At 69.5% G+C, this 14,848-nt stretch carries 15 protein-coding genes and 3 tRNA genes; 8 read left to right on the plus strand and 10 right to left on the minus strand.

Annotated features, from left to right (window positions below; genetic code table 11):
* Positions 1-4,098, plus strand: a 4,098-nt coding sequence (locus I847_RS0115080) for a PA14 domain-containing protein (RefSeq protein WP_028050362.1), incomplete at its 5' end; no start/stop codon positions are given.
* Positions 4,099-4,100: 2 nt separating this feature from the next.
* Positions 4,101-4,415, plus strand: coding sequence for a hypothetical protein (locus I847_RS23995; RefSeq protein ID WP_034610540.1), 315 nt, complete (start codon positions 4,101-4,103; stop codon positions 4,413-4,415).
* Positions 4,416-4,785: 370 nt separating this feature from the next.
* Here the strand turns inward: I847_RS23995 and I847_RS0115090 are convergent, their stop codons facing one another.
* The 3 genes from I847_RS0115090 to trpS form a co-directional block, all read right to left on the minus strand.
* Positions 4,786-5,685: a hypothetical protein gene (locus I847_RS0115090; protein WP_028050364.1), complete on the minus strand. Its 900-nt coding sequence runs from the start codon at positions 5,683-5,685 to the stop codon at positions 4,786-4,788.
* A gap of 1 nt (position 5,686) precedes the next feature.
* Positions 5,687-6,301: a hypothetical protein gene (locus I847_RS0115095; RefSeq protein ID WP_155856168.1), complete on the minus strand. Its 615-nt coding sequence runs from the start codon at positions 6,299-6,301 to the stop codon at positions 5,687-5,689.
* A 61-nt stretch (positions 6,302-6,362) separates the two neighbouring features.
* On the minus strand, positions 6,363-7,337 hold the full coding sequence (trpS, locus tag I847_RS24000; protein WP_081680991.1) for a tryptophan--tRNA ligase: 975 nt from the start codon (positions 7,335-7,337) through the stop codon (positions 6,363-6,365).
* Positions 7,338-7,523: 186 nt separating this feature from the next.
* Here trpS and I847_RS0115105 point away from each other — a divergent pair, with 186 nt between their 5' ends.
* From I847_RS0115105 to purM, 4 genes are read left to right on the plus strand one after another with little or no spacing between them, the layout of a single operon-like run.
* Positions 7,524-7,898 carry a sterol carrier family protein gene (locus tag I847_RS0115105; protein ID WP_028050366.1) on the plus strand — a complete coding sequence of 125 codons (375 nt, stop codon included), beginning with the start codon at positions 7,524-7,526 and terminating at the stop codon, positions 7,896-7,898.
* Positions 7,899-7,923: 25 nt separating this feature from the next.
* Positions 7,924-8,409, plus strand: a complete 486-nt coding sequence (locus I847_RS25785) for a hypothetical protein (protein WP_051274953.1) — start codon at positions 7,924-7,926, stop codon at positions 8,407-8,409.
* 50 nt (positions 8,410-8,459) lie between these two features.
* On the plus strand, positions 8,460-10,007 hold the full coding sequence (gene purF / locus I847_RS0115115) for an amidophosphoribosyltransferase (RefSeq protein ID WP_028050367.1): 1,548 nt from the start codon (positions 8,460-8,462) through the stop codon (positions 10,005-10,007).
* Complete coding sequence (gene purM / locus I847_RS0115120) at positions 10,004-11,125, plus strand: phosphoribosylformylglycinamidine cyclo-ligase (protein ID WP_028050368.1); 1,122 nt, start codon at positions 10,004-10,006, stop codon at positions 11,123-11,125. Before purF ends, purM begins: the two co-directional genes overlap by 4 nt.
* A 320-nt stretch (positions 11,126-11,445) precedes the next feature.
* Here purM and I847_RS0115125 read toward each other — a convergent pair whose 3' ends face one another.
* A complete protein-coding gene (locus tag I847_RS0115125) occupies positions 11,446-11,655 on the minus strand; it encodes a DUF3073 domain-containing protein (RefSeq protein ID WP_028050369.1) in 210 nt (69 codons plus the stop codon).
* A 547-nt stretch (positions 11,656-12,202) separates the two neighbouring features.
* Here I847_RS0115125 and I847_RS0115130 point away from each other — a divergent pair.
* Positions 12,203-12,409, plus strand: coding sequence for a BldC family transcriptional regulator (locus I847_RS0115130; protein WP_028050370.1), 207 nt, complete (start codon positions 12,203-12,205; stop codon positions 12,407-12,409).
* A gap of 140 nt (positions 12,410-12,549) precedes the next feature.
* Here the strand turns inward: I847_RS0115130 and I847_RS24010 are convergent, their stop codons facing one another.
* From I847_RS24010 to I847_RS0115160, 6 genes are all read right to left on the minus strand, one after another.
* A complete protein-coding gene (locus I847_RS24010; RefSeq protein ID WP_051274954.1) occupies positions 12,550-12,870 on the minus strand; it encodes a DUF3618 domain-containing protein in 321 nt (106 codons plus the stop codon).
* On the minus strand, positions 12,867-13,274 hold the full coding sequence (locus tag I847_RS0115140) for a phage holin family protein (RefSeq protein WP_028050371.1): 408 nt from the start codon (positions 13,272-13,274) through the stop codon (positions 12,867-12,869). The genes I847_RS24010 and I847_RS0115140 overlap by 4 nt, the downstream gene beginning before the upstream one ends.
* Positions 13,275-13,388: 114 nt before the next feature.
* Positions 13,389-13,841 carry a phage holin family protein gene (locus I847_RS0115145; protein WP_028050372.1) on the minus strand — a complete coding sequence of 151 codons (453 nt, stop codon included), beginning with the start codon at positions 13,839-13,841 and terminating at the stop codon, positions 13,389-13,391.
* Between the two features lie 201 nt (positions 13,842-14,042).
* A tRNA-Phe gene (locus I847_RS0115150) sits at positions 14,043-14,118 on the minus strand.
* Positions 14,119-14,157: 39 nt separating this feature from the next.
* Positions 14,158-14,231, minus strand: a tRNA-Asp gene (locus tag I847_RS0115155).
* Between the two features lie 42 nt (positions 14,232-14,273).
* Positions 14,274-14,346: transfer RNA gene (locus I847_RS0115160), tRNA-Glu, on the minus strand.
* A gap of 147 nt (positions 14,347-14,493) precedes the next feature.
* Between I847_RS0115160 and I847_RS0115165 the strand changes: the two genes are divergently transcribed.
* A complete protein-coding gene (locus I847_RS0115165) occupies positions 14,494-14,847 on the plus strand; it encodes a metallopeptidase family protein (protein WP_028050373.1) in 354 nt (117 codons plus the stop codon).
* Position 14,848: the final 1 nt, after the last annotated feature.

A 14,848-nucleotide genomic window follows, 5' to 3' on the forward strand; every position in this document is an offset into this window, starting at 1 on the left:
TTCCAGCTGTGGGCCAAGGGCCCGGGCTACCCCAACGGCATCATCGTCCCATCGAGCTGGCTGTCCCCGACCTTCGAGACCCTTCCCTCCGGGTGGTCCTCGTCCACAGCCCTGGCCGGCAACAGCGGCGAGTACGCATCCGCCGACATCCAGGCCACCACTGTCGTGCTCACCGACGTCACCGGCACGACCCACACGTACACGAAGAAGTCCGAGGGCGGGTACGCGCCCCCGTCGGGCGAGTTCAGCGTCCTGGCGTTGTCCGGTGCCGGCCTGGTGAACCTGACCGACGAGGACGGAACCGTCTACGTCTTCGGCACCAACGGCCGCCTAGAGTCCTCGACCCCCCCGACCGACGCGAAGAAGCCCGCCGCGCCCAAGGTCGCCTGGCGCGGGGCGACCGGTCAGCTCGACTCGGTCACCGACCGCGCCTCGGGCAAGCAGGTCCAGTTCTACTACTCCGGTGACCTGGCGCCCGAGGGCGGAACTGCGCCGGCCTGCCCGGCCGATGCCCTGGCACCGCTGGGGATGACCTGCCGGATCGTCTACCCGCCAGCTTCCGGCAGCGGGGTGGGTGAGTCGACCTGGCTGCGCTACAACTCCGACGGTCGCCTCATCCGCATCATCGACCCGGGGAACGAGGTCACCGACTTCGAGTACGAGACCACCGGCGAGCTCAGGGCGCTGCGCACCCCGCTGATCATGGACTGGCTCGGGGCCGACGTGACCCGGAATGCGTCGGACGCCAACAAGGTGCAGGTCGTCTACGACAACCTCGCCGCGAAGTCGCCGAAGGCCAAGACGATCACCATGCCGGCCGCTGACGGCATCACCGCGGCAGGCCGACCAGCAACCAGCTTCGATTACACGAACGCGACCACCACGAACGTGGACCGCACGGGCATCTCCGGGCACGCGCGCACGGTCACCTTCGACAACGCCTGGCGCACACTCACGGACGCCACGCCGAGCGGTGCCACGACCAGGAAAGTCTGGGACCCGGCCAAGGACCTCGTTCTGTCCGCCACCGATCCTCTGGGCCGGATGTCGACGAAGATCTACGACGACCGCGACCGGCCGACCGAGTCGTTCGGACCGGCTGACACGTCGTGCTTCGGTGCTGACCGCCGTCCCGTCGCCTCCTGCATCGCGACCACGGCGCATTCGACGACCGGCTACGACGAGGGGATGCCCGGTCTGAACACCGCCTATTACAGCGGCGGAGCGCTGGCCGGCCAGCCGAAGGCGTTCGGCCTGGGTCTGGGCACCGGCAGCCTCACCAGGGACTGGGGTACTGCGATGCCGGACCCGAGCATCACCACAGCCCCGTGGGGTACGCGATTGACCGGACTGATCAGGTTCCCGCAGGCCGGGACCTACACGCTCACCGCCGGCGGCGACGACCAGCTCCAGGTGTGGATCGACGACATCCGTGTGCTCGCACCACCGACCAACGCGACGAACTCGTCGAACGTCAGCCGGCCGGCGCCTGGATGGGCGCGAATCAGAATTGACTACGTCAACGCTGTTGGTCCCGGCAAGCTGGCGATGTCCTGGTCCGGTCCCGGGGTGACGACCGGTTCGATCCCCGACTCGGCCTTGACGCCTGACTACGGGCTCGTCACCAGCACGACGAAGGACGACACCGCACCCGCGGCCGTACCGGCAGGTACACCTGCCGTCGTCTCGGCCCAGGTTCCCGCCCAGATGTCCCGCATCGGGTACGGGTCGAGCCCGTGGCTCGGCCAGGCGCTGACCACGACCGAGGACCCCAACGGCCTCGCACTGACAACCACGACGAGCTACGAGGTGCCAGGCGTCGGCTTCGGCCGTCGTACCGGCCGCTGGCTGCCGGCTGCGACAGCGTCGGGGACGTTCGATGCCGGCCGAGGCACGAGCGACACCTACTATTCGGACACGGACATCCAGCCGAACGAGTGTGCCGTGCCGGCGGGTGCCAAACCGGCGGGCTTGGTCAAGACCACGACAGGTCCGTCGCCCAGTACTGGTTCTCCGATCTCGACGACCGTCGTCTACGACAACTACGGCCGACCGCTGGGCAACAAGACCTCCGGTGACACCGCCTGGACGTGCACCACGTTCGACGCGCGCGGGCGCATCGAGAAGGTGACGTACCCCGGCGCGACCAGCACGCGTACGGTCACGTCGTTGTACAAGGTCGGGGGCGACCCGCTGACCACGTCGGTGTCCGACTCGGCGGTCGCATCTGCGAACGGTGGCACGGTCACGACGAAGGTCGACCTGCTCGGCAGGGTCGTCTCCTACACCGACGTGTGGGGCGTCACGACGCTCACGACCTACGACACTGCCGGCCGCCCGTCCGGATCGACGACAACCGTGAAGGCGACGAACGGCACCGTGCGTACGTACGCCTCGGGGGTCACGTACAACGCGGACAGCCAGGTCAAGACCGTCATCGACGGCGGCAAGACGCTGACCGACGGTGGCAAGACGATCGCCGACATCACATACGACCGCGGCGAGGTCGCCAGCGTCTCCTACCCGACAGCCTCCGCCACGACGGCGGGCAACGGCACGTCGACGACGTTCACCCATTCATCCGCGGGCATGCTCGCCAAGCTCGACCACACTTTCGTGGGCTCGGCCGCCGTCTCCGACCAGGTCGTGCGTTCTCAGTCAGGACGCGTGCTCACGGCGAACGTGACGGACGGCTCGACGGTCTCGAGCGCGGCGTACTGGTACGACGGTGCGGGTCGGTTGGCGCGCGCGGACATTCCCGGCCACAAGCTGGAGTACGGTTTCGCCCAGTCAGGCACATGTGGAGCCAACACGTCGGCCGGCCGTGATGGCAACCGGACGATGCTGACGGATACTCCGACCGGGCTGGCCGCACGCACGACCGCGTACTGCTACGACTGGGCCGATCGTCTCGTCTCGACGACCGTCACCAACCCGGTCTCGGGGGCGAGCCCGGTGACGGGAACGAGCCTGAGCGCTACCAACCTGCAGTACGACGCCCAGGGCAACACGACCAAGCTCGCCGACCAGAACCTGGCCTATGACAGCGCGGGGCGGCACGTCTCGACCACGACGGACTCGGGATCGTTCGTGACCTACCAGCGCGACGCGACCAACCGGATCATCGCCCGAGCGGGCCAGGACGTGGGGACGACGTCTGTCCACTACGGCTTCACCGGCGACGGTGACACCGCCGACCTGGTCATGGACACCTCGAACAACGTCACGCAGCGCCAGCTTGCGCTGCCCGGCGGAGTCCTGGTCAGCCTGCCAACTTCGGGCACGGCCACCTGGTCGTACCCGAACATCCACGGCGACGTCATTGTCACGGCCGACGCCACTGGAGCCCGCACCGGCGCATTGACGACGTACGACCCGTTCGGTCAGGTGCTGGACCCGTCCACGAAGGCCATCGGAACTCCGAAGGCGGAGGACTCGGTCGGGGACAACTTGCCCTCGAACATCGACAACGCGTGGGTCGGCCAGAACCAGAAGATGTACGAGCACATCAGCACGATCGCTGCCATCGAGATGGGGGCCCGGGTGTACGTCGGGACGCTCGGCCGCTTCTTGTCGGTCGACCCCGTCGAAGGGGGCGTCGACAACGACTATGTCTACCCGCCCGATCCGATCAACGACTCTGACCTGACTGGGCTCGCCTACGGTTACCGGCACTCGTATGTGATCTATGGGGCCCGTGAGCGCAAGATGACGCCAAGAAAGATCATGGCTGCGATGCAGAGTCATCTCGGAGCTTACTTTCCGATGCCGGCCGGGGGTTGTTCGAAGAACCTGAAGGTCGGTACAAAATGCAATCTCTTCGGAAAGAGCCCGGTTAAGGTTGTCGCGATGGATGCGACGTCTTTCACCTTCGTCTCTCTTCCTGGCCATAAAGAGGGTGCGAACCACAAGATTACATTCTCGATCACGCAAGATTCGCGTGGGCGCCTGCGGCTCAACGTCTACGCACGCGGCGGGGATGGTGGACTGAACGCGCAATGGCCGGGATCTTCCATCAATTCCGGTGCTACGAATGTATTGTGGGGAAAGTTCGCGACCAATCTCACGAGTTCCTTCGGAATCATCGAGGGAGGCTGACGATGGCAATCGACGACGACCACCGGCCAGGTGCCTACCGGACATGGTCGACGGCACTGGTAATTCTTGTCCAAGTAGGCCTCGCATGTGTGGTTCTGCTTGACACGTCCTACTATTTGTCCAACCTCTTTGCCGCGGGAGCGCCCCTTGCTGATATCGGCGGGACGGCATTGCTTCCGCTTGCAGCTGCGGCTGGGGTGGTCTTCGAGCTGGTGACGATCGCTAGGCGGCGCCGCGTCGCGGGCTGGGTGCTTGCGCTCGTCTCGTTCCTCGTATTTGCCGCACTGGTATGGAACGTGGCCACCGCCCCGTTCTAGATTCGTTGCTCGGCCCTGGGGCCCGCCGTCGCTCCCGCGGATGATCGGCGAGGGTCGCCGCGATGTTCCGTGGCGGTCACAGTTGATGCGGTTCGCATGGAAAGGTCGCGCTTCTCGGTACTTCCCCGTCGAGATCGTCATAGCTTATTCACGCGGGGGTCGTCGAAACGCTGACCAGGGAGGACCCGATGACCGGAGCAGGGCCCCGGCCGACGGCGCGGCGCGTCAGGACTGCCTACGCGTCCTGATCGTCGTCGCAGCGCTGCTCATCGTTCTCGCTGCGGTGATCGTCTTGATCGTCCCTCGGCCCGGGCGGCGTATGCCTACGTCGCCCGGGTCGCTGGCGACCAGGCGTCGACCCACCGCCGGACTAGAACGGGCTGTCGTTCACGAACTGGAACTGGAGCCGCGCGTCCGAGTCGCGCGGAACCATGAGCGTCGTCGCGCTGGGCGACCACTGCGTCGGCACGAGGAACATGGCCGACGGCCCCTGCACCAGCAGTCGCAGCCCGCGGTAGCGGTACCGCGGCTCGTCGGTGAGGGCTGCACAGTCGGGATCCGGCGCGTTGCCGGAAAGCCAGCACAAATCTTCAGGGGCCGCGACGGTGTTGCGCAGGTGCAGGTCGGCGGGGCTGTCGAGGATGACCGCCGGAAGCTGGTCGAGGTTGCGGGCGACGCTCTGGGCCTGCCCGCGCCCGGACCACTCGGCGGTGATGGACACGGCCCAGAACGCGGCGGCCACCACGAGAACCCATAGCCCGGCGACGACCCCGGGCGCCTTGGTCGTCGCGAAGGGCAGGGCGGAGGCGCAGACGCCGGCCCCGACGCCGATCAGGCAGGCGGACACCAGCGACAGGTACAGCCACGCCCCCCACCACGCGTAGGCGAGCAGGAGCACGAGACCCAGGCCCAGCACGGCGCTGCTCCCAATGACCCAGCGGCGCGCGACGCGGCGGATGTGCGCGTCGCCTTCGGGGAGCAGCCGGCGCTCGTCGGCCTCCGCCCGGAGCCGCCCGTGCAGAGCGACGGCCGCGACGGAGAGGACGACGAGCACGAGCAGGGGGACGAGCAGCGGCTGCGGGCTGCGCATCACGTAGTCCCGCGGGGTCAGCCCGATCGTGTCCACATCGACCCCGAAGTACGCGTACTGCGACTTGGTGTAGACGTAGCCGAAGTAGAACAGCAGGGTGCTGATCAGCGTGATCGGTGCGGCGATCTGGGTGGCGGTGGACAGCCACTGCGGCAGCGTCCGGCCGGCAGGTGCCGCCATGTCAGCCGCCACCGGCCGCGACGGCCTCCAGGTCGAGGTCGGGGGAGACGTCCGCGCTGTCGTCGATCGTCTGAGTGAGGCTCGCGCAGTCGGGCGCCGACAGCGGAGCCGTGCACGTCAGCGTGCCGACCATGCCGACGAGGGCCTGCGCCGACGGGGTCCCGGCCCGCACGAATCCGATGACGCACGTCGAGTCGTCGACGGTGATCTTGGCGCCGTCGCACCACTGCACACCGTTGCCGCTGTCCCCGCAGGCGTCGTGGGACGCGGTCCAGGTCTGCGGTACGACCGCGGGGTGGTCGACCGTGAACCACAGGCCGTCGGTGAGCTGTGGCAGCCCGTCACCGCCCCACGTCCAGAACACGCAGACGGTGTCGGGCGCGACGAGGTTGCCGGCGCCCGTGCCGGCGACCGCGGTCGTGAGGACCGGCTGGGCGGGCGCCTCGGGCAGCGGCTCCTCCTGCGCGCCGGTGCCCTGCGTCGGGACGGCGGCCGGCGGCTGCTCGGGCGGTACCGATGCGGGAGGCTCGCTCACCGGAACGTCGCAGGCGCCCAGCAGACCGAGCAGCCCGGCGCCGGCAACGAGCGCCACGAGGCGTCCAGGGTGTCGTGCCATCGGGTCACCTCCGACCGACGTTGGGGCTGGCGACACCAGGAAAGGGCGCCGACCCCACCGTTCAGATACTCGCGTAGTCCATGCCCATGCGCGCGCGGACGTCGCGCAGGGTCGCATCGGCCAGCTCGTTCGCGCGCGCGTTGCCCTCGGCGACCAGCGACGCGACGAGCCCCGGCTCCGCGGCCAGCTCTCGACGTCGAGCCCGCAGCGGCGCGAGGTGCGCGACGAGGGCGTCGCCCACCAGCGCCTTCAGTGCGCCGGAGCCGTCGAGACGCTCGGCGATCTGTTCCGGACCCTCACCCGTGCACAGCGACGCGAGCAGGAGCAGGTTGGCCACCTCGGGCCGCCCGACCGGGTCGTAGGTCAGGTGCCGGTCGGAGTCGGTGCGCGCCGACCGGACCAGCCGGACGGTCTCGTCGGCCGTCGCGCGGAGCTCGATCCCGTTCCCGCGGCTCTTGCTCATCTTGCGCCCGTCGGTGCCGAGGACGACCGGGGCGTCCGACAGCAGCCCGACGGGTTCGACGAAGGTGTCGCCGTACCGCTGGTTGAACCGGCGCGCGATCGTGCGCGTGAGCTCCAGGTGCGGCTGCTGGTCGCGGCCGACGGGCACGACGTCGGCGTGGCAGAACAGGATGTCGGCCGCCTGATGGACCGGGTAGGTCAGCAGGAGCCCGGACATGGCTCGGCCTGAGGCCGCCCGTTCGGCCTTGACGGTCGGGTTGCGGTCGAGCTCGGCGACGCTGACCAGCGAGAGGAACGGCAGCATCAGCTGGTGCAGGGCAGGGACGGCGCTGTGCGTGAAGATCGTGGCGGCCGCGGGGTCGATGCCCGCGGCCAGGTAGTCGAGGACGACCTCGCGCACGTTCGCGGCGATGTCGCCCGTGTCGTCCCGGTCGGTGATCACCTGGTAGTCGGCGACCACGAGCAGGGTCTCGACGCCCTCGCGCTGCAGGCGCACCCGGTTCTCGACGCTGCCGAACAGGTGACCGATGTGGAGCGGCCCGGTGGGTCGCTCGCCGGTGAGCATTCGATGCATGGGAACTCCTCAGAAAGGAGCTGCTGGCGCGTCACGACAGAGAAAGACCCCCGGCGCCGCGCGAGCAGCTCGGGGGTACGACGACCGGAGGCTGCTACGGGTGCAGCGGGCGCCAGGTGGTGGTCGTGGTCATGCACGCAGGCTAGTCGACGAGTTCCGCGGCGCGGAAGGAGGGAGAATCGGTCCATGCCGCCGCGTCGCCGAACAGACCCCGCGGACGGGCGGGCTGCGCTGGCCGCGTGGCGCGCCGACCCGTCCCAGGTGCCGTCGAGACGCACGGCCGTCCGGTTCACGCTCGAGGAGCTCGCCGACGTCGCGCCCGGGAACGCCGTCGAGGTGCGCGTGCCGCCCGACGGTGCGGTGCAGGCCGTCGAGGGACCTCGTCACACGAGGGGCACCCCGCCCAACGTCGTCGAGACCGATCCGCAGACCTGGCTGCAGCTCGCGACCGGAGTGCTGACCTGGGACGACGCCGTCGCCGGCGGACGGATCCGCGCCTCCGGCGAGCGTGCGGACCTGCGGGACTGGCTCCCGCTGCAGGCCGCCCGCGCGCGGTCGTGAACACGACCTGACCTAGGATCACGACGTGCCCGACGCCCCCCTGCCGGCAGACCCAGAGCCCACGACCCCGGCGCATCCCGAGCCGACCGTGCCCGTCGACCCCGAGCCCGCCACCCCGGTCACCTCCGAGCCCGCCACCCCGGTCACGTCCGAGCCCGCCAGCCCGGTCACGTCCGAGTCGCCGCCTAGGGACACCGAGCGGCTCCCCACCCCCGAAGAGCTGACCGCGGCGCGGGATGCGACGATCCGGCACGCTCCCAAGTTCGGCGCCTTCATCGCGGCGGGTGCGATCGTCGGCTTCCTCCTCGCGCTCATCGTCACGGCGATCGTGCGTCCCACCATCCCGCGCGCGTCCGACGGGTCCGGGTTCCTCCCGTTCCTCGACGGCGAGAACGCGGTGACGACGGTGCTGGCCCTCACCGGAGCGGTCGTCGGCGGGTTCGTCGGCGGCCTCCTCGCGGTCCTGGCCGATCGGCGCAGCGTGCGGCAGACGGGTCGCGACGACGTCTGAGGGCTGGTCGCGTTCGTCGCCCGGCCGTCGTCGTATGAGACGATGAGGCAGTGGCCCCCCGCGCAGACGGACGTCTGAACCACGACCTCCTCCCCAACGAAAAAGGCCCTCAGGACGCTTGTGGCGTCTTCGGTGTCTGGGCTCCCGGCGAGGAAGTCGCCAAGCTCACCTACTTCGGGCTCTACGCCCTGCAGCATCGCGGCCAGGAGTCGGCGGGCATCGCCACCTCCAACGGCCAGCAGCTGCTCGTCTACAAGGACATGGGACTGGTGTCCCAGGTCTTCGACGAGACCGCGCTGAACGCCCTGCAGGGGCACATCGCGATCGGGCACTGCCGCTACTCGACGACCGGTGGCAGCACGTGGGAGAACGCGCAGCCGACGCTCGGACCGACGTCCGCCGGCACCGTCGCCCTGGGCCACAACGGCAACCTCACGAATGCGGCCGAGCTGGTCGACCTCGTCGCGGAGCGCTACGGCAGCCAGCGGCGCGGCGAGCTGGCTCGCGGCAACACCACGGACACCGCGCTGATCACGGCGCTGCTCGCTGGGGACCCGGACCACACGCTCGAGGCCACGGCGCTCGAGGTGCTCCCGCGGCTGCGCGGCGCGTTCAGCCTGGTGTTCATGGACGAGCACACGCTGTACGCCGCGCGTGACCCGCAGGGCGTGCGCCCGCTGGTGCTGGGACGGCTGGAGCGCGGTTGGGTGGTGGCCAGCGAGACGCCGGCGCTCGACATCGTGGGCGCGTCGTTCGTGCGCGAGATCGACCCGGGCGAGTTCATCGCGATCGACGCCGACGGGCTGCGCAGCACCAAGTTCGCGACGCCGGACCGCGCAGGTTGCGTCTTCGAGTACGTCTACCTGGCGCGTCCCGACACCACGATCGCCGGCAGGTCCGTGCACGCCGCCCGCGTGGCGATGGGTCGTCGGCTGGCCGTGGAGCACCCCGTCGAGGCCGACCTCGTCATCCCGGTGCCCGAGTCGGGCACGCCCGCTGCGGTCGGGTACGCCGCCGAGTCGGGTATCCCCTTCGGTCAGGGCCTGACCAAGAACGCCTACGTCGGCCGCACGTTCATCCAGCCGTCGCAGACCTTGCGGCAGCTCGGCATCCGGCTCAAGCTCAACCCGCTGCGCGAGGTCATCCGCGGCAAGCGTCTGGTGGTCGTCGACGACTCGATCGTCCGCGGCAACACCCAGCGCGCCCTCGTCCGCATGCTGCGCGAGGCCGGTGCGGCCGAGGTGCACGTGCGGATCAGCTCCCCGCCCGTCAAGTGGCCGTGCTTCTACGGCATCGACTTCGCCTCCCGTGCGGAGCTCATCGCGAACGGGCTGTCTCCCGACGAGATCGCGGCCTCCCTGGGCGCGGACTCCCTCGGCTACATCTCCACGGAGGGCATGATCGCCGCCACCGAGCAGCCCGCGTCGCAGCTCTGCGCCGCCTGCTTCACCGGTCAGTACCCGATCGAGCTGCCGGCAGGCGACCGCCTGGGCAAGTACCTGCTGGAGCAGAACGAGCTCCCGCTGGGCGCACCCGAGGACGGCCTGCTCTCGATCGTCCCGAGCGTCGGCGGCGGCACCGCGCTGGACCACCCGTGAACGGGGCGCAGGTCACCTATGCGGCCGCCGGTGTCGACACCGAGGCCGGTGACAAGGCCGTCGAGCTGATGAAGGACGCGGTGCGGGCCACGCACGGGCCGCAGGTGCTCGGCGGGGTCGGCGGATTCGCGGGCCTCTACGACGCCAGTGCTCTGCTGACCTACCGCAAGCCGCTGCTGGCCACCTCGACGGACGGCGTCGGCACCAAGGTCGCCATCGCCCAGGCCCTCGACATCCACCACACCATCGGGTTCGACCTGGTCGGCATGGTCGTCGACGACATCGTCGTGGTCGGCGCCAAGCCGCTGTTCATGACCGACTACATCGCGTGCGGACGCGTGGTTCCCGAACGCATCGCGGGCATCGTGCGTGGCATCGCTGCCGCCTGCTCCGTGGCCGGTACCGCCCTCGTCGGCGGCGAGACCGCGGAGCACCCCGGCTTGCTGGGTGCCGACGACTACGACGTGGCTGGTGCTGCGACCGGCGTGGTCGAGGCCGACCAGCTGCTCGGGCCGGAGCGTGTGCGCGCGGGCGACGTGCTGATCGCCCTGGGGTCGAGCGGCCTGCACTCGAACGGCTACTCGCTGGTGCGCAAGGTCGTCCAGGTGGCCGGCTGGCAGCTCGACCGCCACGTCGAGGAGCTCGGCCGCACGCTCGGGGAGGAGCTCCTCGAACCGACCCGCGTCTACGCGAGCGACTGCCTGGCCCTCGTGGAACGGGCGACCGTCGACGGTGTGCACGCGTACAGCCACGTCACCGGCGGAGGCCTCGCCTCGAACGTCGCGCGCGTGCTCCCGCAGGGGCTCGTCGCGGACATCGACCGTGGCGGCTGGCAGCTCCCGCCGATCTTCTCGCTGGTGCAGAGCCTGGGGCAGGTCCCGTGGACCGACCTCGAGGGCACCCTGAACCTGGGCGTCGGCATGGTCGCCATCGTCGCGCCGGACGCCGTGGACGGCGTTCTCGCGCACGCGCGCGAGCTGGGCATGTCCGCCTGGGCACTCGGCACCGTGCGGTCGTCGGACCCGTCGACGGACGTCGTGGGGTCACCCGGGTTCGTCGCCGGGACCAAGGGCGTGCACGGCGGAGCGGTCCAGCTCACGGGCGCCTACCGCGTCTGAGGGGCTCAGTCTGGGTCTCGGGTCTTCATGCGAGTGTTCGCTCGACCCGCCCGCGTCCGTCGAACAGCCGTGGTGGTTCGACCGGCCCGTGTCGCTCGAGGCCGCCCGCGTCGACCTTGGGCCGGCGCGTCGCTCGAACCCGTGCGCGTCGGCTCGAGTCCGCCCGCAGGGGCCGGCCCCCCGGGCAGGTCCGTGGACGAAAACCAGCAGGGTGTCGCCGGCGCCCGAAGACGGTACGCACCAGCGACAACCCTGCTGTGGCTTCGCGCAGGGAACCTGCGCAGACCTCGCGATGACCGCGAGGTCAGAGACTTACCGCGTCAACGATCGTCGTCCGACCAACGGCGGTAGTCGTCGTCGTCGTCAGAGTCGGTCTCCACAACCGCGCGAGAGCGGTTGTCGGTCACGACATCGTTGTGGCCGTGCGACGTGAGCTCCTGCTCGAGAGCCCGGTAGTTGGTCTCCGGGCTGAAGTACTTCAGCTCCCGGGCAACCTTCGTCTGCTTAGCCTTCTGACGGCCGCGCCCCATGGCATCGACCCCCTCTTACGTGGATGCGGGGCGGCTCCGTGCTGACACGTGCGGCCCCGGGGTGCTGAATTTTCGTCTCTTCGTGGGGCAACCGTACATGGTCGTCGCGTATTCCGACCACTCGCGCCGGGCGATGCTCGTCACGTGTCCGAGACATCCCCATTGGCGTCGCCCGGCCGGTCGTATCGTCACGGCGTCCCGGGGGTGGACACTGGCGCCGGACCAGCCGGACAGACGTCCAGATCATGGCGCTCCCTCGGCGTGTCGGGGTGGTTTGCCCGTTTGGTCGGGTTTAGTCTGGTGCGACCGCTCGTAGGGGAGCGGTCGTGCGTGATGCAGGAGCATGCTGTGAAGATCGCTCATAGAGCGCTCTACGGGTATGCGATATGTCTGCCTTTCATGCATGCTGGGTGAGATGTCCCGCTTTGCGGACCGGCGACGGTCCGATGGTCGATCGACTCGTCGATTCGTCGGCGCAGTCGCACCCGAAGAAACCGGGTACCGATGCCGTCGGTGCCGAGTGTCAGATGCCGCCAGGAGGCAGCTCGTGAACGCACACACTGCAGAGTCCGAGACTCTGCTCACCCCCTCCGAGGTTGCCACGCTCTTCCGCGTGGACCCCAAGACGGTGACCCGTTGGGCCAAGGCCGGAAAGCTGTCGTCGATCCGCACGCTGGGTGGACACCGCCGCTACCGCGAGTCCGAGGTTCGTGACCTTCTCAACGGTATTCCGCAGCAACGTTCGGACGGCTGACATAACAGCAGGCTGACAGCCCGGGCCGCACACCCGGGGTGCAAGCGCGCCCAGCAACGAGGCCGAGCGCGCGCGGGCCCTCACGGGGCCACACGTCTCTGAGCATCCTCCGCGGCTGCGAGAGGACGGGAACCACCCGTTCAGTCGCCGCGACGCGCCGCAACGACTGCGACGAGCGCCACCAGCGCAGCGACCCCGGCCGCGACACTCCCGAGGACCTTCAACGCCCGCGTGCGAGCCTCCGGCCCGCTGTCACCGGTCGTGGCGTCCGTCCACAGCCGTCGCCCGTTCTCGATCGCCCTGCCTGCCTGCGCCCGCGGGTCGAGTCGGGCGACGAGCTCGTCGATCGACTCGGCCAGCTCGGCACGCGCCACCTTGATGTCCGCCTCGATAGCGACCATCTTCGGTGTGCTGAACGGCTCGACGGGCTTGGCGGGGGTGTCGGTCGTGTCGTCGCTCATGAGCGGATCCCTGTCTTGATCGCGTCGATGTCTTCCTGCACGCTCTCGATCGCCTGGATGGGTGCCGGGGTGCCCTTCTTGATGCTCCGGATGCCGAGCCAGGCGAGCAGGGCGACGACGATCAGCAGCAGGACAGTGATGATCAGGGCCGACAGCCAGAGGTCGACGACCAGGGCCAGCGCGATGATGGCCGTCGTGATGGCCGCGCCGAGGAAGTAGAGCGCGAGCACGCCTGCGCCGGCGAGCAGCCCGGCGCCGGTGCCGATCTTCTGCGCCCGCCCGGTGAGCTCGGCCTTGAACAGCTCGATCTCCGCCCGGACGAGCCTCTCGGCCGTCCCGCTGATCTCGGCGACGAGCTTGCCCAGGGATCGTTCGTCACCTGGGGGTCCCGACTGGGTGGTCATGGCGCAACCTCTCGCTCTGGTGACTCTCCGAGGTACAAGTGTGCTGGTCGCAGCGCCGACACGCGAGATATGCGGTGGTATGTCTTCGCGCGGTGCGCGGTCTGCGCGCGGTGGTCAGTCTTCCCAGGGGTGGACGTGCTCCTCGGCCGGGTGGGTCGGCTCGTGCACGCGGACGACCGAGATGGCCGGTCCCGTCTGAGGCAGGTGGCGGCGTCCCCAGGCGGCGGCGCCGGCGCCGACGAGCACCAGCGCGACGCCGATGATCAGCGCCGCCAGCCAGGGCTCCACCGCGTGCGAGAGACCGAGGACGGCCGCGGTGACGAACAGCGCGAGACCGAAGAACGTCACCAGCGCCGCGATGCCGAACGCGATCGCCGACGGACGCACCTCGACCGCTCGGGCGCGGACGCTGCTGGCGACGGCGTTGATCTCCGTCTGCACGGCCTCGCGCACGTGGTCCTCGACGCGCTCGATGCTCTCGCGCGCCTTCTCGGTGAACGGCTCGGTGATGCGGTCGAAGAAGCTCCTCGACCGCTCGGACTTCTCAGGACCGGAGGTGCTGGTCATGGGCGTTTTCCTTCCGCTGAGGTGCTGGGCTCCACCCTAGGTGTCGCGGCGCCGTCAGCGGTGCCGACAGGCTTGCGGCAGGTCCGCGTCGATGGCGGATGCGGAGCCCTCGGCGGCGCGGCCCGGCTGCTCGGCCGAGGTCCCAGGCCGACGCTCACACGACGAAGCCCCGCACCGGATCCGTCCCGGGCGGGGCTTGCGTGGTGGCTCCGACGGGCGTCGATCCCGTGACCTCACGATTTTCAGTCGTGCGCTCTACCAACTGAGCTACAGAGCCTTGAAACGAGAACGCCGGTCCGTAGACCGGCGAATCGAGCGACCCCGACGGGACTTGAACCCGCGACCTCCGCCGTGACAGGGCGGCGCGCTAACCAACTGCGCTACGGGGCCTTGGTGGTGCTAAGGCCTTCTTGCAACTGCGTGTCCTACTCGTACCCCCAACGGGATTCGAACCCGTGCTACCGCCGTGAAAGGGCGGGGTCCTAGGCCGCTAGACGATGGGGGCTAGTCCAACCCCTGACGTCGAGGCGTCGGAAGACCGGTGATGAGCATACGGGGTCATCGGCCCGATCTCCAAAGCGGCTCCGCGCGGCCCGTCGCCGCTGGCCTTGCGGCCCCCTCCGACGAGGCTCCGGCCTGCGAGGATGGGCTCATGGTCGAGATGACGCGTGCCGAGTTCGAGGACGCGGTGCGCGACGCGCTCGACGAGATCCCGGACGAGCTGGCCGCGATGATGGACAACGTCGTGGTGCTCGTCGAGGACTCGCCGCCGCCCGAGGAGCCGGACCTGCTCGGCCTGTACGAAGGGACGCCGCTGACCGAACGCGGCGACTTCTGGGCCTCCGGCTCGCTGCCCGACCGCATCACGATCTACCGGCTGCCGACGCTCGACTTCTGCGAGGACCGCGACGAGGTGGTCGAGGAGGTCGCGGTGACGGTCGTGCACGAGATCGCGCACCACTTCGGGATCGACGACGATCGACTGCACGCGCTCGGGTGGGGCTGAT

This window comes from Cellulomonas sp. URHD0024 (genome assembly GCF_000426185.1).
Lineage (GTDB): Bacteria > Actinomycetota > Actinomycetes > Actinomycetales > Cellulomonadaceae > Cellulomonas.

Bases quoted from the DNA above. Each gene is read 5' to 3' on its own strand.
- I847_RS0115145 (WP_028050372.1), bottom strand. From the start codon at position 13,841: ATGACCAGCACCTCCGGTCCTGAGAAGTCCGAGCGGTCGAGGAGCTTC.
- I847_RS0115095 (WP_155856168.1), bottom strand. From the start codon at position 6,301: ATGGCACGACACCCTGGACGCCTCGTGGCGCTCGTTGCCGGCGCCGGG.
- I847_RS0115165 (WP_028050373.1), top strand. From the start codon at position 14,494: ATGGTCGAGATGACGCGTGCCGAGTTCGAGGACGCGGTGCGCGACGCG.
- I847_RS0115140 (WP_028050371.1), bottom strand. From the start codon at position 13,274: ATGACCACCCAGTCGGGACCCCCAGGTGACGAACGATCCCTGGGCAAG.
- trpS (WP_081680991.1), bottom strand. From the start codon at position 7,337: ATGCATCGAATGCTCACCGGCGAGCGACCCACCGGGCCGCTCCACATC.
- I847_RS0115125 (WP_028050369.1), bottom strand. From the start codon at position 11,655: ATGGGGCGCGGCCGTCAGAAGGCTAAGCAGACGAAGGTTGCCCGGGAG.
- I847_RS23995 (WP_034610540.1), top strand. From the start codon at position 4,101: ATGGCAATCGACGACGACCACCGGCCAGGTGCCTACCGGACATGGTCG.
- I847_RS0115090 (WP_028050364.1), bottom strand. From the start codon at position 5,685: ATGGCGGCACCTGCCGGCCGGACGCTGCCGCAGTGGCTGTCCACCGCC.
- I847_RS24010 (WP_051274954.1), bottom strand. From the start codon at position 12,870: ATGAGCGACGACACGACCGACACCCCCGCCAAGCCCGTCGAGCCGTTC.
- I847_RS0115105 (WP_028050366.1), top strand. From the start codon at position 7,524: ATGCCGCCGCGTCGCCGAACAGACCCCGCGGACGGGCGGGCTGCGCTG.